Here is a 25,177-nt window from a genome sequence, read left to right on the forward strand (position 1 = left end):
ACCGTCGACGCCGCGGGAGTGGCTGCTAGTGAAGTGTCGCAACTATGACGGCCCATAGTGGCAATAATACATCACTCCATAACTAAGTCTCCAAAAAAAACGCAGGTTTCAAGAAATGCGCAAGAAATTTTACCTTAAGATCACCACTTTGCGGAGAAGGGCAAATATAGTGCTTCACCTACCCTATCATTGAGAGCTAATACATGTTTAAGCTTGAAGCTTACTATCTCGCTGCTATGACCAGCTGTGAAAGACTCACGAATGGAGTCATACAAAATTCCAACGCTATAATGGCCTCTGTGCATGTAATCGAGGAAAACTTTCTGCGCGCAAGCAAGGCTGTTGCCAACGCTACTGGCGCAGGTGACGCTAAAACCTCCACTCAGCCTATATCAATACCAGCCGTCATCCTCGAAAAAGAAATGCTAAATCTGGTATTTTCGCTATCTGAGCTTAAGAGTGCAGTGCGAACTAGGTTGAGTTCAACGCTCCAGGATCTCAACGTAATCTTGACTGACGCCGCCGGAGCGAACCCTATCATTTCCGACCCGGAAGTGTTCAAGGCCTATCAGAAGTATCGGGAAGTACTAGTGGAATGCATCCACACTCTAGAGCATTTCAGTGACAAACTTTTTGAGGCGAAAACATATAAAAAATAGTTACTGGTAACGTGGGCCTCAAACATGCCTGAATAGAAACACTATAAGATTTCATATTTACCCCGCAATAAGTTCAAAAGCTTTTATATTTGCACTGTGGCGATAGATGATTCCAAGGCGCTATATTGGGCAGCGGTAGATTCCGGATTTAGATCCATACCCAAAGTTCGGTAGGAAAAATCGATTAGCATCACTAGCTCAGAGGCACTAAGTTTAGGCATAACCAACGTGGCATGGAATATTGGGTGACGCTTAAGAAACGGGAATCCCAAAACTAGTTACTTTGCGCTTTGGCATAGATAGGACGAGGGTTAGCAAAAGCAGATCCCATGATCATGGATTCAAAATGCTGAGGTCCTTGGAGAATACTCATGGTGAGATGCACTTCACATTCCACAATGCCGAATAACCGCGTAAGGCCGCTCGGCCCCGCCGTGCTGTATAAGAGGCTAGTGAGGCGTGCGGGCGATATCAGGATGCGACGGTTCGGCGGCGCGAGAAGCACGCTTGTCAGATAACAAATTACTCTGATAAATGACATGATATAACATCGGATAACGTTTTGCTCAGGGTTTAGCGATGGATATATACCGATTCACTCGTTTGTTAATTCAAAGTACGGAAATTGCAGCTTGCCATTTCCAAGCTCATGATAACGACATGGAGATTTTTCCAGGTCACGGCGGTCGTTTACATTACCAAAAAAAGGCTTGCATTCTCGGGAAGTCGTTCGTCAGTTTGACGATCAGCCACACTGGCTGGGGCTATGAGATGAAAAACGAAACGAATGGCTTTCTAATCACCATTCCTCACGCAGGTGAATTCACTTGGAGAACTAGCGTTGGTAACTATAGAGCCAATGCTGGCACTCTTGCAGTTGCTGATGTGCGCGAAATATCTGCTTCACATTATGCTCCGGGCATCACATATACCACTGTATATATAGATAACACGGACATGTTTAGATACCTCTCGGCTCTACTAGGAGCGCCACCTAAGACGAGAGTGCATTTCGATAAGCCCAACCCAGAGGTATGGAAAAGTCGGTTTATACTCGGACTTGTAAACACGATCTTTGATCTGGCCGAAAACTCTCGTGCCCCGTTAGAGAAAGTGGCGAGTAGCTTAAAAGAAAGCATGGTTGGATTTGTGCTATCAAATTTCAACAGTAATTACAGTAGCGCGCTCGACAGCGCAGCTGGGGTAGCCATACCGACACCGTTTGAAATAAAAAGAGCGGCAGAGTATATGACTGCGAATGCAGACCCTGAATTAACAGTAGGTGAAATCGCCAAATTTGCTGGCATAAGCGTTAGATCACTGCAAACCGGCTTCAAACGCTATAAAAATATGAGTCCAATTGAATTTCTTAGAAATGAACGATTGCTTAAAAGTAAAGAACTCATTTCAAAAGGAGGGGCTCTCGCTCGTCCGCAAGAGGTGGCTTGTCAAGTAGGTTTTCTGAATTACCATGTATTCTGCAAATACTATATGCAGTCGTTTGGTGAGCATCCTACTGTCACATTTCAGAAGTCCAAAAAATCGTTTTTATAAAAAGACTTAACTGATGTCTAGATTAATAGCGCGTGTTATCTGCGCCCCGTACCGCGGTGCATTGTTAGAAATGCTTAGCTGGAAGAAGTCACACACTGTACAGGTGCTCAGCTAGAGCCCGTATTTTAGCTCATTTCGGCGACTTCTAAGGTCTGTATTCCCCAGTGGTCATGGATCTGGTTGGTGCGCGGCCCCTACTTGCTCCTTGCACCATCGTAAAACCTACCGCCACAACGTTGTGTGAGCTACGGCAGTCTTAACACCCACCGCCAACCCTTGAAAATTCGATTGGCAATTGCGGCCCATCATTGAACCACTCAGAAGCCAGAAGAAGCACACCCGGCTTCCAAATCAACGATCCCCATCCTAGGCATGCAATGTTCAAATCCTGACCCTCATCGTAGAACTTCAAGTGGCAGTGTTGTGATGCCACCCAAGCTCAGAAATTCAGATCAGGTTTCGGTAGAACTCCACCATCGGCACAAAACCGGAACTAGTCGGTTGTTTGGTTCCTCTCAACTTTAGAATATGGGAGGGGTTGTGATGGCCGATGCATTAGACGAATACAACAAAAAACGTGACTTTGATGCCACCCCGGAACCTTCAGGCGCAGAGAAAAGCACCCGAAAAAAGAAGGCAGAAGACCATGCTCTGCAGTTCTGTATCCAGAAGCATGATGCCTCCCGTCTGCACTATGATTTTCGAATCGAGATCGAAGGCACTCTGAAAAGCTGGGCGGTCCCGAAAGGCCCAAGCCTTGATCCCCAGGTAAAGCGTCTGGCAATGGAGGTTGAAGATCACCCAATTGATTACGCCACCTTTGAGGGGAACATCCCGGAGGGCCACTACGGCGCCGGTGACGTGATTGTGTGGGATCGAGGAATATGGAAATGCATAGGTGATCCAGTTGAATCGTACAAAAAGGGGAAGCTGAAATTTGAGCTGGAAGGCGAAAAGCTCGGCGGCCTTTGGAACCTTGTCAGAACACACCAAGAAGGCAAATCAAAGCCTTGGTTCCTCATCAAGCACCAGGACTCGGCAGCAAAGCCAGAGGCTGAATTTGACGTGGTGAAAGAGCTGCCCGATTCCGTTCTGAGTGATCGCACAATCATACCGAAAAAGCGGGGAAAACAGCCCAAGGCCAAAGCTGTTGAAGAGGTGCCGGAGCCGCGCAAACGAGCTAAAACTGGCAAGCTCACTGGGGCTAAACCAGCTCCAATTCCCGACATAATCAAACCCCAGCTCGCTACCCTAGTGGAGACGGCCCCCGCTGGAGACTGGCGGTACGAAATCAAGTTTGATGGCTATCGATTGATGGCAAGAATTGATAACGGTGAGGTGAAGCTATTCACCCGCAACGGCCACGATTGGACTTCCAAGCTGCATCGGCAAGCAGAAGCATTGGCAAGCCTGGCTCTCGAGTCAGCATGGCTTGATGGGGAAGTCATTGCCGCTGACGATGAAGGCGTACCCAGCTTCCAGATTCTCCAGAACGCTTTCGAATCAGGTAAGAGCCAAGCCATCGTTTTTTACCTGTTCGACATGCCCTACCTCAACGGGGTAGACCTCCGAGAAGTTCCTGTCGAAGAAAGACGTGCAGCCCTTGCCCAGGTTGTTGAACGCAGTGAAGACGACATCATCAGGTTCTCAGAGGATTTTGGTGAAGAAGCCAGCGACCTTCTTACCTCTGTCTGTCAAATGCACATGGAGGGTTTGATAGGAAAACGTGCAGGGAGTACATATGTATCCCGCCGCTCGGATAACTGGATAAAGCTCAAATGTAAGCACCGCCAAGAATTCGTTGTGGTTGGCTATAGCGAGCCCAAAGGGGCTAGAACGTCGTTTGGGGCGCTTCTGCTTGGACTGCATGACAAGGACAGCGGCGAGCTTCGCTACAGCGGCAAAGTGGGTACTGGCTTCAACGAGCGCACCCTACGGACCATCCTTGAGCAGCTAAAGCCTTTGGAGACCTCCAAACCCACCGTAGTAAATCCACCTACCGGGGCAGATGCTCGTGGCGTGCATTGGCTTAAACCGGAACTGTTGGCCGAGGTCGCCTACGCTGAAATCACCAAGGATGGTTCAGTGCGTCATTCGGTTTTCCACGGCTTACGGAACGACAAACCTGCCAAGGAAATCACCGAAGAAACACCAGTGCCGGCAACAGATGTACAGGACAAAAAAACAAAGCCTGCGGCAAAGAAAAAACCAGTCAAAGCTGACCCAAAGCCCACATCTGGCAAAATTCGAATCACACACCCTGATCGGGTAATAGACGCATCCAGTGGCACTACGAAAATGCAGCTCGCTGAGTACTACGTGAGTATTGCTGATTGGATTCTTCCTACACTGCATGACAGACCCATTGCCTTGGTACGTGCCCCTGAAGGGATAGCCGGAGAGCTGTTCTTTCAGAAAAACGTTGAGCGACTACCGATACCCGGCATTGAGACAGTCGAAGGTGAATCAGTGATGCTCATCAACAACGCTGAAGCACTAGTTGGTGCTGTGCAGATGAGTACCATTGAGTTCCATTCCTGGAATGCGAAAGCACCGGAATTGGATCGTCCTGACCGCTTCGTGCTGGACCTCGACCCTGATCCAGCATTGCCATGGAAAAGCATGGTCGAAGCTACAACCTTAACGCTGACCATCCTCGATGAGCTGGGGTTGAAGTCCTTCATCAAGACCAGCGGCGGCAAGGGAATCCATATCGTGGTTCCGCTCACCCCCAAAGACGACTGGGACACTGTGAAGGGGTTCAGCCAGAAGATTGTTCAGCACATGGCCAAGCTCATTCCTGATCGCTTTTCAGCCGTATCAGGCCCGAAGAATCGTGTAGGCAAGATCTTCATCGACTATCTGCGCAACGGCAAAGGAGCTACTACTATCAATGCCTATGCAGCTCGCACACGCGAAGGACTGCCGGTGTCGGTGCCACTCTTCAAAGAAGAAGTGAAGGAGATAAAAGGGGCGAACATCTGGAACATACATAACCTTCATGAACGTCTTGGTGAGCTTGGGGAAGACCCATGGGAGGACTACGGCAAAATAAAACAAACGATCACTGCTGATATGCGTCGAATGATCGGGTTTAAAAAATAGGAGGCTTCATGGATACCTACCACATCACAAAGTCTGGCGACCATTGGATTCTCAAGAAGCAAGGTGCTGAACGGGCGTCGAAGACTGCTGATACCAAGGCTGAAATCATCAAGCTAGCGGTTGAGTTTTTAGAGGGCAAAACCGCCTCTCTGAAAGTCCACAAGGAAGATGGGACAATCCAGGAAGAACGCACCTACCCGCGTAGCTCTGACCCTACGAAATCGAAGGGATAAATCAGGAATGTAAAGCTCTCTCGAGCTTTACACCAACATCAACAAACCGCGTTGTTAGCAGTCTGTTTTTGCATCATGAGATTTCTTTTTTACGTTTTTAAAAAAAGGAACATGATTATTTGATTTTAAGGCAGCTTTGTAGATCCTATTGAAAGCTTTAAAAATCTTCTCAAATTCTAAATCCTGAACTTTACGACGAAAGCACTTTTTAAAAATATCATTACATAGATACCTTGCTCGAACATCGGAGCAGTCGTTATCAAATCTTAAATATTCATTCCACGTAGCGAACATTAATCTCGAAATTATTTCGTAGACCGGCTTGCGTTTAGGATGAATCGTAAAACCTGAAGTCCTATTATTGAAACCGGCGAACATTGGAAACGATGACTTATGCGTTTTTAATTCTGCTTCACATTCCTCCCTACTCATAAAACCGAATAACACTGCATAATCGTCTGTAGTAACCATTTTGGAGTCCCTCCTACTCAAATATATTAATAAAAACAGTAGATCATTTATTCTTGTGCAACACATGAAGATATTCAGTCACGTAAATTTCATTGGCAGCTTCTTTACGTGATTTGAATTTCTTGTACTGCATTTCCTTTCTTTGGTATTTGCCGTAACTACTCATCACATCAGCAATCAGATCCATCGGCATGATGCTTTCGTTGGAATAGCTCATGACCAGGTATTCAAAATTGGCAGTCTCAACGAGCCGCCTAAACTCACCTTCTACCTTTGGCCTGCTAGCCCATGGAGATACATTCCGGCCTTGGGGCCGACCGCTGATCCCATGGATCGTTGGGCGCTCGTTCTGCGCAATAGTGTTGAGGACGTGGTAAGCATTGCTGTACTGCATGGACGTGTACGGTGGATCGAGGTACAAAACGTCACCACTAACGCGCTGCAACAGCTCGTTAGCGTCTCCCTGGTACACCTCATTGCTTGCCACGGGATCTTTCAGGTCAAACCCTCTGAACTCAATGGGCTTGAGCGAAGCACCAGTGAATTTCTTTAGGAACGATGAGTACAGCCCTGTCGTGTTGCTCACCCTGTCAGCAGCCTCTAGGACAGAGCAGAGGCAGTAGTAGAACTGCCCATCAGTCAGCTCCCCATTGCCATACAGCTCGTACACAAGCGCAACCCCAGCATCGATCTTCATGGCGTTGCCATTAGTGAAGAAGGTGCGGCCACCAGACTCGCTGTAGTTCTGAAAAATGAAGCCTTCCACACCATCCATGCAGTGATTCATGTAGTCGATGATCGGCTGACATTCGTAGACGGTCGAAGGATCATTGTTCAGCAGGTTTTCCAAGGTCGCATAGGAGTAGTACTCCAGGTCATTAGCTACGACCTTGAAACGATTTTTGAAGTGATTCGCTACCCTGCCCGACCCGCTGAACAGGTCACACAGAACAATCTCATTTGATGGCTTTGAAATTTTAGAAACGCAATCACTAACTACAGAATCAATGAAGCCAAGCAGTTTGGCTTTTGAGCCCAAATATTTCACACGCGCACAGAGCGATGCACGGATTCAGAATGAACCAGCGGAAAAGACTTTAACTTTTCGGGCTTGCACTGCTGAACTCAATCAGCCTTTAGAAATAGAGATATTTCAGGTAGTGCAAATAAGATGTACTTTAGCGATTATCGTTAGGAAACCTTGAAACGTGGACGCAGCTCCTCAAGCGAAATACCGAAATGAACCTTTACATAGGTATTCCCTATTTTTACAAACCCACGCTTTTCAAGGTTGGGTTTGTTCGAATAACCCCATAGATATTTGGCTTCATTTTTGATGTATTTTCTCCAAACTCCACCATCATCATTCCACTCATGACATTCACAGCCAATGCCTTGGATGCGGGGATCTTTCACGAAACGAACCGCCTCAATAAGCAATTCACAACATGAGCGAACATTGAACGTAAGGAGAGTGTATTTATTCATAAGTGCAAAGCATACGTGGAGAGGTGTGCAATTATTGGTATCAAACCGGAAAACGATTTTCGTGGAACTCACATGACAAAGCTGAAAATTGAATGCTTCACTTTCACTTCCCCATGCGGTATCCATTTCTTGTCCATCCAAAGGAATAATCTTCTCCAAATCGAAATATTGACGTTCAGTTGCACCATCACCTATAACCTCGACAATAAACTTCTTAATTTCTTGCGCTGTGCCTTTTACTTCATATTCTGTGCGGTATACGTTAGCCATTGTGTTTGCCTCATATTGTCGAATCCCTATGATTCGATGAAGCAAACTTTAATGGTTTTAAAAACATTGTCAAACAACCAAAATTAAGAAAAAACAGATTTTTATACAGTCTGAAAACATTAAATTCGAAATGATGATTTTGATAAATAACACATAGAGGCTCGCACATCGATGCAGCTCTTAGTTTCTCTAGGCTAGAGGTCATTTAGAAAATGGAAATAAAGTTTTTCGGAAAAAATAAAAATCGGATATCTAGGGAAACGCTATTCCCCCGTGTCATTTCTGATAGTCAAACTCGATCAGGTGCATGGAAGTCGATTAAAACGATTTTGAAAAAATATTTGGATCACAGCTTGAGAACAGAGAACAAAGCAACCTAACAACGTCTGATCTTTCTCACAGCTCACCAGGAGCTTGCTTGTCTCCCCGGCACAGTAGGCCGCCAGCTATGCAAATGTGGTGGAGTAGGAAGCAGAGCGAGAGCCACACACTTCCCCGCCAAGGACGGTGGATGGTTCATGAGGAGCTTGGCAAATGGGTAAAAATGGCAATCGCCTTACCAGCCGGAATTCACAAAGCAAAATGGTATAATTTAGAAAACAAAACCTATTACTAATGCGTCAATTAGCTCTCGCTCTTCTTCTATTGCCTTTCATGTCTCTGTCTCAAGCATCTGCATCGGAGTGTGGATTCAAAGCAGACAACAAAACCGTTGACCCAAATTCAATGGTTCTCTGCCCGAATAACAAATCATTACAGTTACTGACAAGCTCCTATGGTGAGGGGGTGATGGTTTTCACAAAGGATCAGGACGAGACCTACGCAAAAATCCAAAATGAAAAATCAGAATCACAATTAAGGTTTGACGAATCAAACCAAGAACAGACAAGAAGAGATAAAGAATTTTTTCGCAGCATTGTATATATAGTCGCACTAATAGCCGGTTTAATATTAATTGCTCAAATTATTTTCAATGCTTTTCTAGGAAATTTTGGCGACAAGAAAAATGAGAGCGGAGAAACGGTAGAGGCAAGATACAGCTTGTTGACCAACCTATTTTTGGCAGTTTTTGCAGTAGGTTTAATTGGGTTCGGCCTTGTTGGCCCTAAAAACTCATTATCAATCATTGATTCTGTTGGCATTAGACTCACGATGATTGGTAACTCTTTAACTCAATATGAAATGCAGCTCTATACCTACATGCTCCAAACGGGTGGTCTGGTAAGAGATATTGTTGATCCTGACACGGGGGTTAAGGATGATGTATCGCAGACCCAAGCGGCCTATACAGCGTCTGCATGGACAGAACAACTCATACTCAAAGCTATTGTTGCACGACATTCAAGCCAGCATTACAACGACATTTTCTACAAAAGCGATTCCTCAAATTGGGTAGTTTCAGACTCTCTTTATGATTTATCTAAAAAAGAAGACGTGAGCTATACCTTTGAAAAATACAGTCCAAAAGGAAATCTGCTTTTCGAGCTAGACCCTGTAACGGTTTTCAAATCAGAGTTAAATGCTGGTGCAGCGAATTCTTACTTTCAAGCAGTTCGATACGATCAAAGATACAGAGACGAAGCTGATTTAACAACGGTCGAAGCTACTGCTAATCAGCTTAAAAACGAATTATTGAGTGGGCCATTTGATAACAATCGCGCAGGGTATGAAGATATAAAAAATACTGCCATGTCGATTTTTTATAGAGATTCAAGAGCAAACACTTACCTCAAAGAACTTCCCAATGATTTCAAGCTGGCTGATAACGCTGCAGTGGTAATGCTGAACCTCATCTGTGCAGAAAATCTACAGCTACGCATGTCTGCGAAGCAATATATAGATGCCCACAATGGAAGTGGCCCTAAAGGCACAGGATCTATTTTTTGTGTGGGCGATGACTGGAAAGTCAAAGGAGAGGAAAACGCAGACGTTTATAAGAAGCAACTCTTCGAGACAAGAAAAACCCTTGAGACGAAATTGAGAGATAGAATCCTTGCGTACAATGATGCTTTTAGCAGCGCATTAACAAATGACTCATCATTGACCCAGTTGAAAAAGATGCTCCAAGAAGGTGATTTGACCTTTCTATTTTATATTTTCAATTACAGCGAAGACACCAGCTACACAAGCGCAGCTCAAAACATGTTCAACGACAAGGTGTTGATAATTTCAGAAAGAAAAGCGGTCGATTTCTTTCTGGACGATGAATGGGCTAGAGGTCATGGATACGATCCTGACTATTCAAGTGCAATAAACATAAGCCAATATGTCAGAAACTATTTCGAGAAGACAGAAAGCGCGAAACTTCCGAACATTGTTGATTCAGATGCTATTTCACAAAAATTGATTTTTGATAATGGCACTGCTGCAGGCATGAACAAAGACCTTCAACAAGGTGCAGGGCTTGCATTTGAAATGCCTATGACCGCTTTGCAGCGTTGCAAAAACACAATCACACACCCTTTAAAGTGCTATCAGATGTACGCCACAAGCATCAGCAAAACGGCCAGTGACCTACGTGCTGTTGGCTTGAGCCTAGCGATCAGTGGTCAAATTGCTAACGACTACGCAAATTCCAAATTGGCAGATGTAAAAGGTAACAGTGCCGCAAACATCGGGAAGAAAGACAAAAGCAGCGCAGTAGTATCTTTTTCTCAAACAGCAACATTCATTGCTGCGGGGATAGGAACAAGTCTTGTCAAGATGAGTATCACACTCGACCAAGCAAGTAACTTCTTAAGATTCTTACCGATGTTGATTTCAATATTGCCTTTTTTTGTGCTTTTGTTGTCTCACAAATTCGTTACCTTGATGACAATCCAGCTTTCGCCATTTTTCCTTTTGGCATTCTGCCGTTTGAATGACGCTGACAATTTCGCATCCATGAGAAGCAATCTTTTAGCTTTCGCTTCTAGCATTATCTTTGTGCCGTCTGTCGTCATGATGACTGCATTGCTGAATTGGGAAGTGAGTCGAGTCATATTGTTGTACACAGACAGCTACTCACATTTTGAAGCTGGCGGTATCTTAGATAACGTGGTTGGTTTCGTCGTTGAATTCATCAAGCCAGTGATTGTTTCTATCGTATCAACCACATTGAGCCTTCATTTTCTTAACAGAGTACTTAACTTAATGAATGGACACGTTATGTTTTCAGATTCGGGAGAGCGAATCATTGCTGTCATGATTAGCTTTTTAAGCATGTTATCGTTTGGATCAGTGAATCTAATACTAAAATTAAGCTCTGGATTAATGGACTCTGTAAAATCTTACAATCAGCGGTAATCGTACCTCAAAATTGAAGGGCTTGAAAATGTTATAATACAACAAACAAGCCCTACACCATGAAAATCATTACCTATGTATTTTTAATAGTCTTATCGACTATTTCATCATTTGCTAACGCTGATAATATTGCTACCAGAGCAAACGCTCATATGCAGTCATTAACAGAAGAAGAACGTGCGGCATCATTTACCGGCCCACTCGTGGAATCAATGTTTGGCTGTGAAATGACGCAGAGTGCAGTACAAGGTGATGAATTTGGGAAGCATGAATGCGTAGGCAACAATAATCAGTTTAACAGTGGAACGTCAAAAGTACTGAACCCTGCAATTTTTTATACGCTCAATGCAATTTCTATCCTAGCTGCTCTGATATTGAGCAGATTCATTTACCTAAAGATATTTGTCGCTGCCTCTACCAAATTCAAGGATAAGAACTCCATTATCACAGCCGGATCTGTTTCAGCTCTTATTTTAATATTTGCATCTCCTGTTTTTGTGAACGAACAAGGTATTAGGTACAATCTTTTCACAAAGCTGGCTATTCAGGTCGTGGTTAAAGCGCTAGACATTGATGAAACGCATCAGTTTGAAGAATCACAAAAAACACGGGTTGAATTCCCTAAACGTTTCGTTCCGAACAAAGACTCTGGCGGAGCGATAAATGAATATAACGCGATTAGCTTTCAACTCTGCACTTCTAGTATGTCTATCCAAGAAGCTGCTAAACAGCAAAAAATCAAATTCACAATTGACGAATCGAAAGGAGAAATTAAAGCTTTCCATCAGGTTGGTAGCTGCATTCTAGACATTAGCTTTTTGGTAGACATGAATACAGAAAGCATCTCCAAAAGATTTGGGCTCCCAAGCTACTTAGATTCTGCTATAGAAACAGCCAAAAGGATCGTGGAAACAGAGTACACACTGAATGCCAAGAAGATTGCAGACAACATCATAAAAGCGGGTAGGCCCACCTTGGGTGTGGCCGATACCTATACTCCAGGCCAGCTTGATTGCAACGACGAAGCCAGTTTCAACCTTAGAGGGATGAGCCCTAGCAGCATCAAGGATTACGCCTTTGATGCGGCAAAGTGCATGCATGGGCGTGCAATAGATGAGCTGAACAAAGTGCCCACTTACACAGAGTCACTGATGCCAGCAGACAGAAACGTCAGGATCTGCTCGACGGTTGACCATAGCGCAGGGCAAGGGACAAATCTAAACCAGGACTCAAGCTCAACATCGTTTGTCGCTGATGAAACCCTAGAATCAACGTTGAGGGCGTGTGTAGAGCGTTCTTGTGCAGAGGATTCAAGCCCAAAGAATTGTTCTGACTCAATAAACTTCTACAATGTTTACTTTAACAATCGTTTCATGACGAATCCGAACATATTGACGATTCTACCAAAAATATTATTCACGGAATTTCAGAACAATCAGTACTCAACACCAGGAGAAACGCTAGCTAACTCAATGAAGGTTGATATGTACCAGTCTGGCAGCATTTTAATATCTGAGAATAATAACAAAGTCATTTTCACAGTTGACTATGAAAGGGCTGAATCAGACATCAATCTTCAATATTTTTTGAACAATAGCCTTGATTCAGTTCAGCTTACTAAAACCTCTAACGACTGGTCCGCTGGGTTATTGAAAGCAGTGACAGTGGGAGAAAATGGCGTACTGGGTATTGATAAGCTAATCGACTGCCTAAATTACCCAAGCTCCACAACACCGAGTGGCAGGGAATGCGGCTCTGTGTTCGTTGAAATTCAGAATTTTGGTCAAACACTGGTATTCACTGCGTCATTAATAAAAGCTGAATTGCGTGTAAATCAACAATTGAGAAAAAATACCCAAAGCAGAAGCAAGGAAGCAGCAGCCGTAAACGGAACAAAAAGTATTATAGATTCTGCCATAGGTTTTTTCGGAACGACTGGGGGTAAGATTGGAATTGTCTCTGCTGGTATAGCAGCGTCCGCTGGATTCAATGACATTTACAACCCTGTTGGCTTAAACATCGGGCCTGAAGCAATGGTAGCCCTTGCGGTCGTGGTCAGTGTCCCGCAGATGCAAGAGTTCCTGGACTCTCTGTCATCGACGTTGCTATCACTTGGCTACATTCTCATTTGGTCTATTCCTATAGCCATCAGCGTGAGCGTAGTAAGCGTAATCGTTACTTTAATAGTCGCTTTAGTCGGCTTCCTTTTGACCTCAACAGCTTCATCACTGCAGATAATTAACGGCACGACCGTAGACAGGAAAACTGACTACCTCAAATTCATAATAGAACTGGCAATGCTGTTCATACCAACTGTCTGCTACACATCAGTTTTGTACATGACATTCAGATTCATAAAGGTTTTGTTCATATACAAAATCATAACATTGGAAATGTTGACCGGCTCATTGAGCGTTTCGTACACCATAACGAGCATTAGTGATATATATTCAACCCTTGTAGCAATTTGCATGTACCTATTTGTTGTTTTATTCATCTGTGTTCACATGATAAGAAAAGTATCGAAGATTAGAGAAATTATGAAAATCATTCTTTTCTCGAAACAAGACTCAAATCTACCAGAGCATGCAAATGATATTGTTTTTGCCCCTAACAGGTATCACATGTAAATAGATTGGCCTTACGGCCAATTTCTAATTTGGGAAATGCTATAATTTGCAAAACAGCCTAATACTATAATGTCAATCAAAATTGAAAAACGAAGCGCACGATACACAGATGAAGAAAAACTAGAAATTCAGCAACAGTTTGACTACTCGTTAAGTCAATACAGTGAAGTCGATAACCTTTATAAAATCGCAAAAATCACTGCCCTATTTTTTCCCTATGCATTTTTTGCGACATCAATACCTATAATGAGACTGATACGTTCAAAAAACAAAATCTTCAAATTTTGGGTTATAGCTCCACTCATAATAATTTCCCTTTGGGTCTTCGCAAGCATATACATTTGGTACGCGTACTTTTCACTTTATGCGAAAGGCTTACAAGAGAATTTTCCTTTAGTGATATTTTTTGGATGTTCAGCTTGCCTTTACATTACAGCCATTGCTTTCAGACAATTAAGTAAATTTTTGTGGACCATCAGAGAGTTCATTTATTATAAAAACGTTGGCAGAGTTCAGCATTTCAAAGCCATTTTAGCTATGCGCAGAAAGAACTCTGGATTCAAAAATTTCTTAAGCAGCTTCATGAAAAGGGTCTGATAAAACGAGGGCATGTATGATGCAATGCCTTCGGCAGATCATCCCCAGGATGATTAATCCAATGTCTGATGATTCCATCCCTAATGAACGGCCCTTAAAAAATCAAAAAAGCTTTGTGCCGTTTACAGGCGACACACGGGATGCATCGCCCCATTCATTCATACAACCCTATTGCGTCAGCGAACGCCTTCAGCCCCCCTCTGCTTTCCATAGCCTATTCCTGCCAGCGCACAAATTAACGCACCGAGGAAAAATTAAACGTGGTGCCGAATCAATCCCTCTCGACGCTGTCACAGCCATAATTATGGAGAGGACGGCGTACATGTCTATTCGCATACCATTCTGTTTACTGCTATTGCCGATGCTCGCAGGTTGCCAGTACCTACCCCACACCAATTACTTCGTCGCTCCAGACAATGAGTCGAATCCTGCTTGGATTCGTATCGTCAATTTCACCCAGCATGCTGCAATTTACCAATCCGTAAACGGTGTGAAGACGGGTGGTGTAGTCCGTACCGGTCTTCTTCCCTTTACCCATACACAGGATATCGGCATGCCTAAAGCGGGACAAAACCTAACCTGGGACTATTATGAGTCAACGATTCGACCAGGGCTCGAAACCAGCGTCTACACGTCATGGGAGGGATCGCGTACTAGGACCTGCTTCGTCACGACGAAATTCACACCAGAAGCTGGGCGCTACTATCAGTTCCTACTCACGTCAGGCTCCAGTGGGACATGCACGCTATACCCCACCCTGATTGAGCGTGATAAAGAAAGCGCAGGCTGGCATCTAGTCCCCAACAAAAACGTAACCTACGAATACGACGGACCTACCGCCAAGACCTTCTATACCAACAGTAAATTCGAAAATTCCAACTATCAGCCACCGCCTGAACTGTATCCCGGCACCGACGTTAGGTAGTGGCAACACTGAGCAGGTTCACAGATGAAGCTAAAGCCTCTGCACCTAGTTGCTGATGTGAAAAAACCATGCGCATACCGCCCAAATGTCTCAACAATCGTGTTGTTTGGCCTTGAGGTCGAGGGTGAGCACGAACCGCCGATATATATGGAGATTCGATTCTTGGACTACGACAGCCAACAAATTGAAGGAGACCATTTGATGCACTCGCTGGAGGAAGCCTTAGAATCCGCTAAACAGGATTACGGGATTTTTAGGGATGATTGGCGCGAGATGAATGAAGTGGAAATTGCCCGGATTCCTTGGTCGTGATGTGGTGGTCACTGCTGCAGTTGAGAGTGGTTTGCTAGGATGCAATCACTCAACTGCCGTTCAGAGCATGATCCGAGGCTTACTATTCTAGCGATAGAATTTGTCAAAGACCTTCACACCCAACAGCCGGGTATACTCCAGGAGTCGTAGGTTCAGGGAGTTGACCGTATGGACAAGGAATTCAGTTACAACCCTTTAATTCCGTGCATTGTGCTGCACAACGGTCAAGACGTTGGGGCAATGGTGGATGGCAAGCTCTACAGGTTCGATTCCAGCCTTACTGCGAAAAACCAGCATGCAGAGGCAGGATTCCTTGTGGATAACGTACTATTCCAGTACGGAGAACCCATAGGCCACCTTGAAGGCCGAAAGCTCATCATTGACAGCCGTAGCGAAGTTCTAGAGCTGGTGGAAGCCTAAACGCCCTTCTCTGCTCCATTGGCAAGCTGAATCCTTGCAGCATCGAGGGATTCCAATAGGCTCTGTGAGTAGCTGACTGCATCAGCTAGAGCCACTTCTGCAAATCCCGTATCAACGTCTACGAATTTCTCAACAAACGCCCTGCAGTACTCCTGCCATTCCCCATCCTCACCCAAGCAATAAAGCCCAAACCAGCAGGCGATGATCTGGTGTACGTGCATAGCATTCCTTGCAGCCTCTCCTAGTGTCCGTAGAAAGGTTTCGCGGTCATCAGCGACTGATAATCCACGGAAAACCTGTAGGTGCTGATTCAGGTTCAGGACACACGTAGCCACGTCAAAATCAAGCTGAATGCGCTCCCTAGGGTTGTACCTGTTGCGTATCGGTCGAGACATGTGAGGCCGCCCTGGAAGAAGTCGATCTGATCCTAACTCCAGATCTCGCAGCGAAGCCACTTAGGAATCACAGAAAGCGAAAAGCCCGCACGATTGCGGGCCTCTCTAAAAACAAACCTAACTTAACAAGCAGGGGACTTTACTAAAAGATGAACAACTTGCTGCTTGCCTTTACAGTTTAACATTTATATTTACAAATAAAGAAAATAAAGAATTTATTCTTTAAGGTAATTAGATTTTCTTTTTTAAAATGCTATTATTTCAAAACAACAAACCTTTACTAAAATGAAAATTAGATTATTAACCTTTGCAGCATTAGCTTTACTTTCGAGTTTATCCAATGCGAATGACTCAAATCAAAACAAATCAGGAAAACAGAATATAGATGAACAAAACCTGATTGAGACCACAAGACAAATTTTTGACTCAGTGGGCTTTGTTGATATGGATGCACAGTCACGTTCATTTTTAAGCACAGACTTCAAAGGAATTCCTATTGAAGATTATGAAGACACAAACGATTACGACGCCCATATAGACGCTTCATGATTAACCACTTATCAATTAAAGCCTCAACAGAGGCTTTAATTTTGCCCAAAGGAAAAGTATGCAAACGGCAAAATGGTATAATTAAGCTAATAAACAAACCTTTAAATCATGCAAAAATCTATAATAGCCATATCAACACTTTCTGCTTTGTTGATAGCAAACACAGCATCAGCATCAATTACATGGCCTGCTGAACAAACATACGAAGAATCATTAGGCGCAGAAACATGGTCAACAAGCGGGGGATGCAAGTCGGGGCAACAAATCAGTATGAGACGAGTCTTTTTTATGAATAAAGATGGTAGTAAAAACTATGTAAATAAAGGAAATGGGGTTTTTGTTAAGGGCAGTGAATCCTACGGAGACGGATTTGAGATTTTGTCAAAATGCTATGATTCGACAAACACAGGAATTGAAGAAGCCAAAATATCTCAAGTGGTATCAGAAGTAATTTCTCAAAAATGCGAAAAGCCATTAGAAACCGGTTCAATAAATAAGCGTCGTGCATATACGTTATGGAGTCCTGATAGAGTAAATAGCAACTTCAAAACAGGTTTTAATGTGATGGTTACTAGCACTTGTCAATTAAGAGAAACAAAGGTTTTTGATAACCCTGTTTGTGCGACTAAAAATCCAGATTATCCACTTGGCGCAATTTATGGAACGTGGACTAGAACTATAAAAGACGGTGTGCCGAGCGAATGGGCTTTAAACCAATTTTACCCTAATTCAAATAATTGTTTCAAACCCGTTACTGAAACTAATAATCTTGTATGCCCTACGGGATACGCGGGGAAAAAGGTAGAATCAAGAACATACGACCTTTGGACAACAGGCAGCAAAAAAAACGATTCAGGGTATGTAGTAACACAAGACACTTGTTCAAAAACTGAAAACAAACAGCTTGTGCAAGAAAATTGTACAGTTGTGAATCCGGCTTACCCTTTGGGAACAACGAACGGACTTTATTCAAGGACGGTGACACCGGCAGGAATTGCCAGCGATTGGAAATTAACAGTGCTTATTTCTAATGCCTGCTACTACATGAAAGACACAGTAACAAGCACAAATGAGGTTTCATGCCCAACAGGCCAATCAGGAAAAATCATAAGAGAAACGCACTTAAAATTAAAACAATACATCTCTTGGTCGCAAAACGATTCTTCATACATTGTTGAAACTGAAAATAGCTGCAAAGCGTCAGGCCCCGTCACTGTTGAAGTAAAACCCGGTAGCGAAACCGTAAGCTGTGATTCGTATTATGGAACACAAGCAGGAACGTACACAGGAAACGTTACCAAGACTGGAGACAACATCACAATCTTTGACCCTATAAGCGGAGCGACAAACACAACGTTCCAAACGAAAAGCGAAGACACAACATCGTGCATAAAAGAAATCACAACGACTACGAAAGAAATCATTGAAGAAGAATGCCCAGCCGGATTCTTGGGTAAAATTACAAAGTATTTAGTAAAAGCTGAAAGCTCCACAGGTACGGTTTACCCATACGGCACTACTCCAATTTTGGAAAATAACTCATGTATAGCAGTTTCAGTAAACGAAGAACTCACAATAGAAAATGCTCCACATTTACAAGACTCCGTATTATCAAATTTAAGCTTTACCACAACGTCCATTTCTAAAAACGATTCGATAATAAACGAGCTTAACAAAATTAATACATCAGAGCTTGAAGATAAAACGTACATCATGAATATCAATGCTGATAATTTAAGCGAAGGAGCTTTTGATAAAAACAAAATCACCAACCTTGTAAAAACATTTAAAACAAAACTAGGTCAATCAGCTAACGTAAAATTATCGTCAGTACCAGTGACATTGGATAAATACATTAATCAAGATGGATTAACACAATCTAGAATTCGATTAGAAAGACTATCGCTATCAGGCACAAGCGTTAAAGACGGTACAGTCACTGTAAAATACGTTTCCCTTGCAAAAGCAACACCAGAGCATTTCAGTTTCACAGTCAAAGTATTTGAATAAATCTAGTCACCAACAGAAACCCCCGAGGGGCTTTTTTTGTGCCCTGGAATTGCCTCTATAAGCTGTCCTGACCTTTCCAACAAAATAGGCACATCCCAACCTTTGAAAGCTCTCAAATCAATCGACAGCCATCCTAAATAGGAATTCTGTAATTTTCTTGGCTTACGGGCTAGTTTGCAAATCCAAAATGGTATAACTCGATTAACAAACAAACCTTTACTAAAAATGAGAACAACATTACTCCAAACATTATCTAGAATGGAAAAAAGAGAGAATGGCGCCCTTAAGAAATCATTGCTCCTTGCCATGCTTCTTATAGCTCTTATGTTTATGACTTACCACTTACAAGTTGCATATTCTGGTACAGAATTAATTCCTTTGCCTAGCGACCCTAACGAAGCATTCCAAATGCTGCTATTAGGACCTCCATTAAAATTCCTTTTACTTTGTTTTTTATTCGGCATGGGCTATTCTGTATGCGGAATATCACTATCATTAGCGTTTTACCTACCAAGATTCTTCATCTTATTTTACAGAACTCGCAAGCATGAAAATAGAACCTTGGCACAATATACCAAATCAGGGATAGACCTTAACGACCCAAAGTTAAAATTTGAAATATCTGAAAAATTTAAAGAAGACAATAATAAAGATGATGATTTATTCATTGAAAATTTAAAAACTGAATACGAGCGGAAGCAAGCAATAGAAGATAGAAGACTTAAAGAACAACTTGAAAAAGATCTAAGAAGCCAGGAGCACTTGCATAGCCTTGAAGTAAAAAGAATTTATGACGAATATCATTCATCATGCAAAAAATGATATTCACACTGTTGAAGTCGAATCAATAATAAAGCCTCTTATGAGGCTTTTTCTTTTGTGGTCAGTCATCAGAAGGTCATGAGCTTTACAGCATGCTCCAATGCATTTTCCCTTGCTTTGACGTGGCCCAGACTCATCAGGAAGGCCATCACGTCATCACCGCTGTAATGCTCTGCAAATGCTTGTCTAGCCACTCTCCTGTCGATCACATCATCGATCACGGCATCACCAAGAAGCCTAGATTTGTACATCAGCGTTTCACGTAACGCATTTAGGTAGAAAGCGGTGTCATCAGGGCTACCATCTCCAACAGCAGGCGCTGTGAGCTTCATTCCCCTTACCTTCTGTATCTGATCCACACATTCAGTGCAGGAACGCTTTAGAGAACGATTGCAGGTCACGAATGACCCTGTGCCATGGTGCTTGAATCCAGCAGCGTGGATCGGTGCTTCAAGGCTCTTTGGCCGAGGTACGCGCAAGGTGCTGACACTCTTATTCAGAGCCCACACGAACATCTGTGCGTTGTATGCGTACTGGTCATCAGCTTTATCCTTATCAATCCTACACACCAGGTCGTAAAGCTTGCTGTGCAGGCTTCCCTTGATCGTAGTCACCATTGTTGGGGCAAAGCCAAGGCTAGCCAGGTCTTTGAGCTTTAAGGGAGTGACAGAACTGATTGTGAGGTAGTGGAAGGTTTTTGACTTCGGGACAATCGTTACGTCATACCCTTCTATGTTTTTTGCGCTCATTAGCTTGAAAAGCTTGTCGGTCAGCAGGTCATCAGCAGTGAAGAACTGATCCTTCACCCCCTGCGCATTGAATGCTTTCAAGCAGAAAGCCGCCTTGCCTTTCTCAATCAAGGTTTCTGTAGCTGGGTTGAATATGACTTGGAACTTGTCAGCTTCAAAGGATGCTAACTGGTTTGAAAAATGGTCGATTCTAGCTATTTTTGTTTTTGTCATTTTGCTCTCGTTTTTTTTATTTCTCCTTGCGGAACATTATTGCCAATTAGAATGGGATGAGCCCATCAACACCCTCTTGCTTCATATCATTATTAAATTGCTTATATTTCTTGAATTTCTCTTTACAAATCTGCCCTTTTACCAACGCAGCAGATCTAAACGATTTGTTCAATGCGCCAGGCATTTTCATCTTCTCTTCAATACTACCTTTACAAGCAAACTGAACATTTACCTTAAAGGACGTTTCCCCACCGGTTCTATTACTGTTTTTAGTTTCAATGAAATTCATATACCTCAAAACGTTAAGGGATTTCTTACGAGTATTTTCAGAAACGTCCAAGTACTTATCAAGGTCATGGAGGTTAACTTTGCATTCATTAAATCTATCCATATTTTCGACTGCAGCCATCAGGATTTGCCCAGCCACTTTATCAAATCCAACCACCGCAATATAATAAGGCATTGCGCTCGTAAGAATCTGTGCGTAAAAATTCTTTTCTAATTTATTAAATGTTATACTATTAAAAGGGTTCTTCATCTCAACCTCAACTCATTAATTAGACTGTTTGCCGCAGTCTTTTTATTTTTCTATCAATTAAAGGTTAAGGAACTTAACTTCAATCCACATCATTCCATGGGCTTTATTATGCTCAACAGCAATTAATTTCTGCTCAATTAAAACGTTCATGCATCTGCGTACATTTTCGCTTGTGCAATCCATCCACTTCATAATCTCTGCTTTGTCCGTATAAACGACATGCAAGCCAGTTTCTGTTTTATCAGCAGCAGTGCAGAGTTTTATCAATAGCGTATGCGCGGAGTGTTTTGTCAAAGCCACTTTACAAAGAGCTTCCAAGGCTTTGTCAGAAGTAGGCAGTTTTATATATCTTCTATTCTCAATGTTCATGTTGATTATTATTTAGTTTGTTTTAATACGATAGCATTTGAAAAACACAAAATTGTGGTTTAAGCACAAATTTGTTGAAAAATATTTTAGTATGAGAAAATAAAGCAAACTTTGGAGTACAATTTTTTGTACTCTAAAAAGAGAAATTCCACAAATATGTTGGAAAACACCGCTTTAGAGTACAGTTTTTTGTACTCTAAAATACCTTTACAGTACAATTTTTTGTACTGTAAAGTCTCTACAGGCCACGGAAATCATGGACTGAAAACCTATAGCGCGCGCGTATAATTTTAGATCTCTTTAAAAACCTAAAGGCGCCAGCAAATCTAGCCATCAATTGTTGGGTATTGGATCATGCATTAGAATCGAAAATGCATTCGACAGGTCAATGACTTTCATTGATCCTTTAAGCTCATTTCTTTTAAGAGGTTCGGGCACTCGCTGCGCGAAATTGTTCAGCACTGCAAGCCCCAAACCTTTGGATCATGCCTTTGTCGCTTAAGTATCCGCCAAGACACTTTTTAAATTAAAGCTATTCCTGCATTTCCATGAACGTACATCAAATATCAAATCTAACCTTTTCAATAGCTTCTTTCTTTGCCATAGGTGTTGGTCCATCAGAGTAACGATCAAAGGTCATAGAAAGGCTACCGCCAACGTCATGCCCTACAATCGACATAACAAGGATGTTTTTCGTATCGGCACGTTCAAGCTCCGTGACCATTGTGTGTCGAAAGGAGTGAAAGACTAAATCCTTTGGATATCCAAGAGCGATTTTAAAGGCAGAGAACTCACTGCTCATTTCTTTAGATTTTGTTCCATACTTCCCGCCTCGATTCGTTTTCAGCAAATATCCGTCTTTGGATTCAGCCTTTAAGCGTTTAACAAGTGTTAGCAATTCTGAGTGAATTGGTACAAGCCTTTCACCAGCATTGGTTTTAGACTGTTTAATGTCTATACAGTAAACACCATCCACCTCAACCAAATCTTCAACCTTGATTTGGCATATTTCTTCGATTCGTGCGCCTGTGTAGCATCCAAGTCTGATCAAATCGGCAAGGCGTGTCTTTTCTTGGCTTATAGCATTGCTGTAGAGCGCCTTGACCTGTTCCTTGGTAAATCCTTTACGAGCATCCTCTTTCCTCGCACCACGGCGAATTTTAGCCACTGCGTGATTTGCAAAGGGATTGACTGGATATTTCTGTCTGAAATCCACGTTATTGAACATGAATTTGTAAAAGGCGTTGTAGGAACAGAGGTATTGCAATTTCGTTTTATCGGCACATTCAAGCGATTCCAAGAAAACACGAACCGATTCATAATCAAGCTCAAATTTCTGTTTTTCCAGAAACGACTTAAGCATATTCAAACGTTTTACGTGCCGGTCAATCGAACGGAGCGTAACCTTACGTTTCACTTCATATTTGTGAAACTCTACGAAATTCTTCTCTGTCAGAGGATGCCTTTTAACGAATTTGGTTGGTTCTGCAATGAAGGTTTTGACTTGTTCCTTTTCTGCATGGGTTTCTGCGTACCCATGGAATGAACCTAATTCAAGGGTATTTTCCAGCTTCTCAAGGAGCCATTCCGATTGCTTGAAGGTTTTGCTTGGCTTGCTCTGGAATTCATTCAGCTCAGTCAAAATCGAAGCCAGCGCCGGGTGCAAATCCTCACCAAGAGCCTCTTTTTCTTCAGCCAAAAGATTCAGAAAACTATGGTGGCTGTCTATTTCCTTCACCGCCTGTATGTCTTCAAATTCTGAATCTTGAAAAGCCTTCTTCCTATCCTCTTTCCGCTCCATCAGCCTGCGCTTGATCTCGCCCAGGTTCTGGAACATTTCGTCAAATTTCACATCGACTGGCAGTGAAGCTAGGGTCTGCATTTCTTGCTCAATGACGAGCTTGCGCCGCTCCACTGCTATGCGGTTTTTGAACTCATGCAGATCCTTGGTACGAAGCACAAGGGCTTCGCTCTTACGACCCGTTTTGAGGCTCTTGATGAACTCAGTTCTGTTCCCAAAAGCAGACCTAACATCCTTGGGAATCGCTACGCGGACGTACCACGTTCCATCGATGTTTTTGAGATTATCGACCGCCATAGCGTGAGCATCCTGTACAATTTTTAGCCTGAAGGCATATGGCCTTCTCATCTGCACAGAATTTAATGCCACGAACAGCTTTTTGGAAGTGGTTTTTGGAAGTAAAAATTGCTGTAAGCACCGCATATCAAGGTTTACAGGGGGTTGCGCCATTTTTGGAGACAGTTCGAGTCTCCCTCGGGGCACCATTTGCAGTACATAGACGACTACCACCGTCTACGTAACACCCCTAGAGCCCGCTAACTGCGGGCTTTTTGGTCTCTGGGGTTCCACCCCCTTCTCTTGCAAGCCAGCCTCTTTTTGGTACATTTTCTGTACATATTCCAGTTCGAGAACCGGAGGTGTACAGCGATGCCATTGACCGTCTTGCAAATCAAAGCGTCCAAGCCTGCCGACAGACCGTTCACGTTGAGTGATAGTTCGGGTCTTGCCTTGCTGGTGAAACCCAACGGCAGCAAGTATTGGCACTTCCGGTACACCTATCAGGGGCGGGCGGCGCGCATGTCACTGGGCGTGTATCCGCATATCTCCTTGCAGGAAGCCCGTGAACGAGCTGCAGAATGCCGCAACCTACTCAAGCAAGGCACCAACCCCGGCGCCAAACGCCGCGATGACAAACTGCGACAGCAGGAGGCCGGGCTCAACACCTTCAGGCGAGCCGCGGAGTACTGGTACCAATTCAAATCGGACTCCGGCCGCAGCAGCGCGACGCTGAAGAAGATCCGCGACTATCTCGATAAGGATCTACTGCCCGCTCTCGGCGAGAAGCAACTGGAGCTCATCACGCGAAGCGACTGCGCAAAACTGCAGGCCACTAAGCGAAGGTCAGAAAACGGCCAGAAGCGGACGAAAAACTATTTCCGCTCCCCATTGCTTTAGTCGTCCTGATCGCGGTCACGACACCACCGGAGGAAGCCACTAAACGTAGTTGCGATAGGTGCTAATTCGCCCTTTAGAAGAAGGTCGAACTGACCGAACTCTACATCAAACACAGCTTGGGATGAGCGGTTGTAGAGCACGATGCCTTGCCCCACTACTCCGGTAAGAGCCAGATAACCAACTGGTACTCCAAGCTCGTTGATCGCGTAGGTAGTCACCTGCTCAACCTGATCGATTTCGATCAACTCATACCATCCCCGAACAGGCATTGCGCCGTGACGAAAATAAAGATCGGCTAGCTCAGTACCCTCGATTTCCAACGTGGTGACGTAAAACCAGACGTCAGCTTGGTGAGCTAGCAAATGTGCTCTATAGCCAGAGGAAGAGTTAGATTGGAGCCATTCTTCGATGTCGGAAGGGAGCATATGTTGAGGGCCAGGAGCGAAGTTTGTTCAGCAGGCTATTAGAGTATTTTTACCGTGCAAAGCTCTAGGTAAGCGCTGTCCGCTTCTGGCCGTTTTCTGTCCATCGCGAGAGGCAGAAAACGACCCATGACGGACGTTCAAGCAGATGTGATGCCAAATGATCGATGGAGTGCGCATTGCC

General features: G+C 43.5%; 21 protein-coding genes. 13 read left to right on the forward strand and 8 right to left on the reverse strand.

Annotation, left to right across the window (positions count from 1 at the left end):
* Nucleotides 1–203 precede the first annotated feature (203 nt).
* The 4 genes from PspS35_RS24520 (at nt 204) to PspS35_RS24535 (ending at nt 5,551) form a co-directional block, all read left to right on the forward strand.
* Nucleotides 204–659: a hypothetical protein gene (locus PspS35_RS24520; RefSeq protein ID WP_159937139.1), complete on the forward strand. Its 456-nt coding sequence runs from the start codon at nt 204–206 to the stop codon at nt 657–659.
* A gap of 579 nt (nt 660–1,238) precedes the next feature.
* On the forward strand, nt 1,239–2,213 hold the full coding sequence (locus PspS35_RS24525; RefSeq protein WP_159937140.1) for a helix-turn-helix transcriptional regulator: 975 nt from the start codon (nt 1,239–1,241) through the stop codon (nt 2,211–2,213).
* Between the two features lie 543 nt (nt 2,214–2,756).
* Nucleotides 2,757–5,318 (forward strand): DNA ligase D, encoded by a 2,562-nt coding sequence (gene ligD, locus PspS35_RS24530; RefSeq protein ID WP_159937141.1) that lies wholly within the window; start codon nt 2,757–2,759, stop codon nt 5,316–5,318.
* A gap of 8 nt (nt 5,319–5,326) precedes the next feature.
* A complete protein-coding gene (locus PspS35_RS24535; RefSeq protein WP_159937142.1) occupies nt 5,327–5,551 on the forward strand; it encodes a DUF2188 domain-containing protein in 225 nt (74 codons plus the stop codon).
* A gap of 514 nt (nt 5,552–6,065) precedes the next feature.
* On the opposite strand, the gene PspS35_RS24540 is transcribed toward PspS35_RS24535, so the two are convergent.
* A complete protein-coding gene (locus PspS35_RS24540) occupies nt 6,066–7,070 on the reverse strand; it encodes a DNA adenine methylase (protein ID WP_159937143.1) in 1,005 nt (334 codons plus the stop codon).
* Nucleotides 7,071–7,213: 143 nt separating this feature from the next.
* Nucleotides 7,214–7,780 (reverse strand): hypothetical protein, encoded by a 567-nt coding sequence (locus tag PspS35_RS24545; protein ID WP_159937144.1) that lies wholly within the window; start codon nt 7,778–7,780, stop codon nt 7,214–7,216.
* Nucleotides 7,781–8,395: 615 nt separating this feature from the next.
* On the opposite strand from PspS35_RS24545, the gene PspS35_RS24550 reads away from it, so the two are divergent.
* The 5 genes from PspS35_RS24550 to PspS35_RS24570 all read left to right on the forward strand — a co-directional run bounded on the left by PspS35_RS24550 (nt 8,396) and on the right by PspS35_RS24570 (nt 15,949).
* Complete coding sequence (locus PspS35_RS24550; RefSeq protein ID WP_159937145.1) at nt 8,396–11,065, forward strand: hypothetical protein; 2,670 nt, start codon at nt 8,396–8,398, stop codon at nt 11,063–11,065.
* Nucleotides 11,066–11,124: 59 nt separating this feature from the next.
* Nucleotides 11,125–13,695 (forward strand): hypothetical protein, encoded by a 2,571-nt coding sequence (locus PspS35_RS24555; RefSeq protein WP_238785931.1) that lies wholly within the window; start codon nt 11,125–11,127, stop codon nt 13,693–13,695.
* 919 nt (nt 13,696–14,614) lie between these two features.
* Nucleotides 14,615–15,217, forward strand: coding sequence for a hypothetical protein (locus tag PspS35_RS24560; protein WP_159937146.1), 603 nt, complete (start codon nt 14,615–14,617; stop codon nt 15,215–15,217).
* Between the two features lie 24 nt (nt 15,218–15,241).
* The gene (locus PspS35_RS24565) at nt 15,242–15,529 is read left to right on the forward strand and encodes a hypothetical protein (protein ID WP_159937147.1); all 288 of its coding nucleotides are present in this window, start codon (nt 15,242–15,244) and stop codon (nt 15,527–15,529) included.
* A 168-nt stretch (nt 15,530–15,697) separates the two neighbouring features.
* Nucleotides 15,698–15,949, forward strand: a complete 252-nt coding sequence (locus PspS35_RS24570) for a hypothetical protein (protein ID WP_159937148.1) — start codon at nt 15,698–15,700, stop codon at nt 15,947–15,949.
* Here PspS35_RS24570 and PspS35_RS24575 read toward each other — a convergent pair.
* On the reverse strand, nt 15,946–16,344 hold the full coding sequence (locus tag PspS35_RS24575) for a hypothetical protein (RefSeq protein ID WP_159937149.1): 399 nt from the start codon (nt 16,342–16,344) through the stop codon (nt 15,946–15,948). The two genes, PspS35_RS24570 and PspS35_RS24575, sit on opposite strands and share 4 nt — an antisense overlap.
* 285 nt (nt 16,345–16,629) lie before the next feature.
* Between PspS35_RS24575 and PspS35_RS24580 the strand changes: the two genes are divergently transcribed.
* The 3 genes from PspS35_RS24580 to PspS35_RS24590 all read left to right on the forward strand — a co-directional run bounded on the left by PspS35_RS24580 (nt 16,630) and on the right by PspS35_RS24590 (nt 19,725).
* Nucleotides 16,630–16,893, forward strand: a complete 264-nt coding sequence (locus PspS35_RS24580; protein ID WP_159937150.1) for a hypothetical protein — start codon at nt 16,630–16,632, stop codon at nt 16,891–16,893.
* 108 nt (nt 16,894–17,001) lie between these two features.
* Nucleotides 17,002–18,903: a hypothetical protein gene (locus PspS35_RS24585; protein ID WP_159937151.1), complete on the forward strand. Its 1,902-nt coding sequence runs from the start codon at nt 17,002–17,004 to the stop codon at nt 18,901–18,903.
* A gap of 174 nt (nt 18,904–19,077) precedes the next feature.
* Nucleotides 19,078–19,725: a hypothetical protein gene (locus PspS35_RS24590; RefSeq protein WP_159937152.1), complete on the forward strand. Its 648-nt coding sequence runs from the start codon at nt 19,078–19,080 to the stop codon at nt 19,723–19,725.
* 68 nt (nt 19,726–19,793) lie between these two features.
* Here PspS35_RS24590 and PspS35_RS24595 read toward each other — a convergent pair whose 3' ends face one another.
* From PspS35_RS24595 to PspS35_RS24610, 4 genes are all read right to left on the reverse strand, one after another.
* On the reverse strand, nt 19,794–20,687 hold the full coding sequence (locus tag PspS35_RS24595) for a hypothetical protein (protein ID WP_159937153.1): 894 nt from the start codon (nt 20,685–20,687) through the stop codon (nt 19,794–19,796).
* Nucleotides 20,688–20,733: 46 nt separating this feature from the next.
* Nucleotides 20,734–21,225 carry a hypothetical protein gene (locus tag PspS35_RS24600; protein ID WP_159937154.1) on the reverse strand — a complete coding sequence of 164 codons (492 nt, stop codon included), beginning with the start codon at nt 21,223–21,225 and terminating at the stop codon, nt 20,734–20,736.
* Nucleotides 21,226–21,282: 57 nt separating this feature from the next.
* On the reverse strand, nt 21,283–21,594 hold the full coding sequence (locus tag PspS35_RS24605; RefSeq protein ID WP_159937155.1) for a hypothetical protein: 312 nt from the start codon (nt 21,592–21,594) through the stop codon (nt 21,283–21,285).
* 559 nt (nt 21,595–22,153) lie between these two features.
* The gene (locus PspS35_RS24610) at nt 22,154–23,692 is read right to left on the reverse strand and encodes a tyrosine-type recombinase/integrase (RefSeq protein ID WP_159937156.1); all 1,539 of its coding nucleotides are present in this window, start codon (nt 23,690–23,692) and stop codon (nt 22,154–22,156) included.
* Between the two features lie 351 nt (nt 23,693–24,043).
* Here PspS35_RS24610 and PspS35_RS24615 point away from each other — a divergent pair, with 351 nt between their 5' ends.
* Nucleotides 24,044–24,571, forward strand: coding sequence for an integrase arm-type DNA-binding domain-containing protein (locus PspS35_RS24615; protein WP_238785932.1), 528 nt, complete (start codon nt 24,044–24,046; stop codon nt 24,569–24,571).
* Here the strand turns inward: PspS35_RS24615 and PspS35_RS24620 are convergent.
* Nucleotides 24,568–24,996: a hypothetical protein gene (locus tag PspS35_RS24620; protein ID WP_159937157.1), complete on the reverse strand. Its 429-nt coding sequence runs from the start codon at nt 24,994–24,996 to the stop codon at nt 24,568–24,570. The two genes, PspS35_RS24615 and PspS35_RS24620, sit on opposite strands and share 4 nt — an antisense overlap.
* Nucleotides 24,997–25,177 lie beyond the last annotated feature (181 nt).

Source organism: Pseudomonas sp. S35 (genome assembly GCF_009866765.1).
Taxonomy (GTDB): Bacteria; Pseudomonadota; Gammaproteobacteria; order Pseudomonadales; family Pseudomonadaceae; genus Aquipseudomonas.

Excerpts from the sequence above, each read along its gene's own strand:
- PspS35_RS24580 (WP_159937150.1), top strand. The coding sequence starts at position 16,630 with ATGAAAATTAGATTATTAACCTTTGCAGCATTAGCTTTACTTTCGAGT.
- PspS35_RS24555 (WP_238785931.1), top strand. The coding sequence starts at position 11,125 with ATGAAAATCATTACCTATGTATTTTTAATAGTCTTATCGACTATTTCA.
- PspS35_RS24535 (WP_159937142.1), top strand. The coding sequence starts at position 5,327 with ATGGATACCTACCACATCACAAAGTCTGGCGACCATTGGATTCTCAAG.
- PspS35_RS24560 (WP_159937146.1), top strand. The coding sequence starts at position 14,615 with ATGTCTATTCGCATACCATTCTGTTTACTGCTATTGCCGATGCTCGCA.
- PspS35_RS24615 (WP_238785932.1), top strand. The coding sequence starts at position 24,044 with ATGCCATTGACCGTCTTGCAAATCAAAGCGTCCAAGCCTGCCGACAGA.
- ligD (WP_159937141.1), top strand. The coding sequence starts at position 2,757 with ATGGCCGATGCATTAGACGAATACAACAAAAAACGTGACTTTGATGCC.
- PspS35_RS24520 (WP_159937139.1), top strand. The coding sequence starts at position 204 with ATGTTTAAGCTTGAAGCTTACTATCTCGCTGCTATGACCAGCTGTGAA.
- PspS35_RS24620 (WP_159937157.1), bottom strand. The coding sequence starts at position 24,996 with ATGCTCCCTTCCGACATCGAAGAATGGCTCCAATCTAACTCTTCCTCT.
- PspS35_RS24570 (WP_159937148.1), top strand. The coding sequence starts at position 15,698 with ATGGACAAGGAATTCAGTTACAACCCTTTAATTCCGTGCATTGTGCTG.
- PspS35_RS24550 (WP_159937145.1), top strand. The coding sequence starts at position 8,396 with ATGCGTCAATTAGCTCTCGCTCTTCTTCTATTGCCTTTCATGTCTCTG.
- PspS35_RS24585 (WP_159937151.1), top strand. The coding sequence starts at position 17,002 with ATGCAAAAATCTATAATAGCCATATCAACACTTTCTGCTTTGTTGATA.
- PspS35_RS24565 (WP_159937147.1), top strand. The coding sequence starts at position 15,242 with ATGAAGCTAAAGCCTCTGCACCTAGTTGCTGATGTGAAAAAACCATGC.
- PspS35_RS24600 (WP_159937154.1), bottom strand. The coding sequence starts at position 21,225 with ATGAAGAACCCTTTTAATAGTATAACATTTAATAAATTAGAAAAGAAT.
- PspS35_RS24545 (WP_159937144.1), bottom strand. The coding sequence starts at position 7,780 with ATGGCTAACGTATACCGCACAGAATATGAAGTAAAAGGCACAGCGCAA.
- PspS35_RS24525 (WP_159937140.1), top strand. The coding sequence starts at position 1,239 with ATGGATATATACCGATTCACTCGTTTGTTAATTCAAAGTACGGAAATT.
- PspS35_RS24605 (WP_159937155.1), bottom strand. The coding sequence starts at position 21,594 with ATGAACATTGAGAATAGAAGATATATAAAACTGCCTACTTCTGACAAA.
- PspS35_RS24595 (WP_159937153.1), bottom strand. The coding sequence starts at position 20,687 with ATGACAAAAACAAAAATAGCTAGAATCGACCATTTTTCAAACCAGTTA.
- PspS35_RS24575 (WP_159937149.1), bottom strand. The coding sequence starts at position 16,344 with ATGTCTCGACCGATACGCAACAGGTACAACCCTAGGGAGCGCATTCAG.
- PspS35_RS24610 (WP_159937156.1), bottom strand. The coding sequence starts at position 23,692 with ATGGCGGTCGATAATCTCAAAAACATCGATGGAACGTGGTACGTCCGC.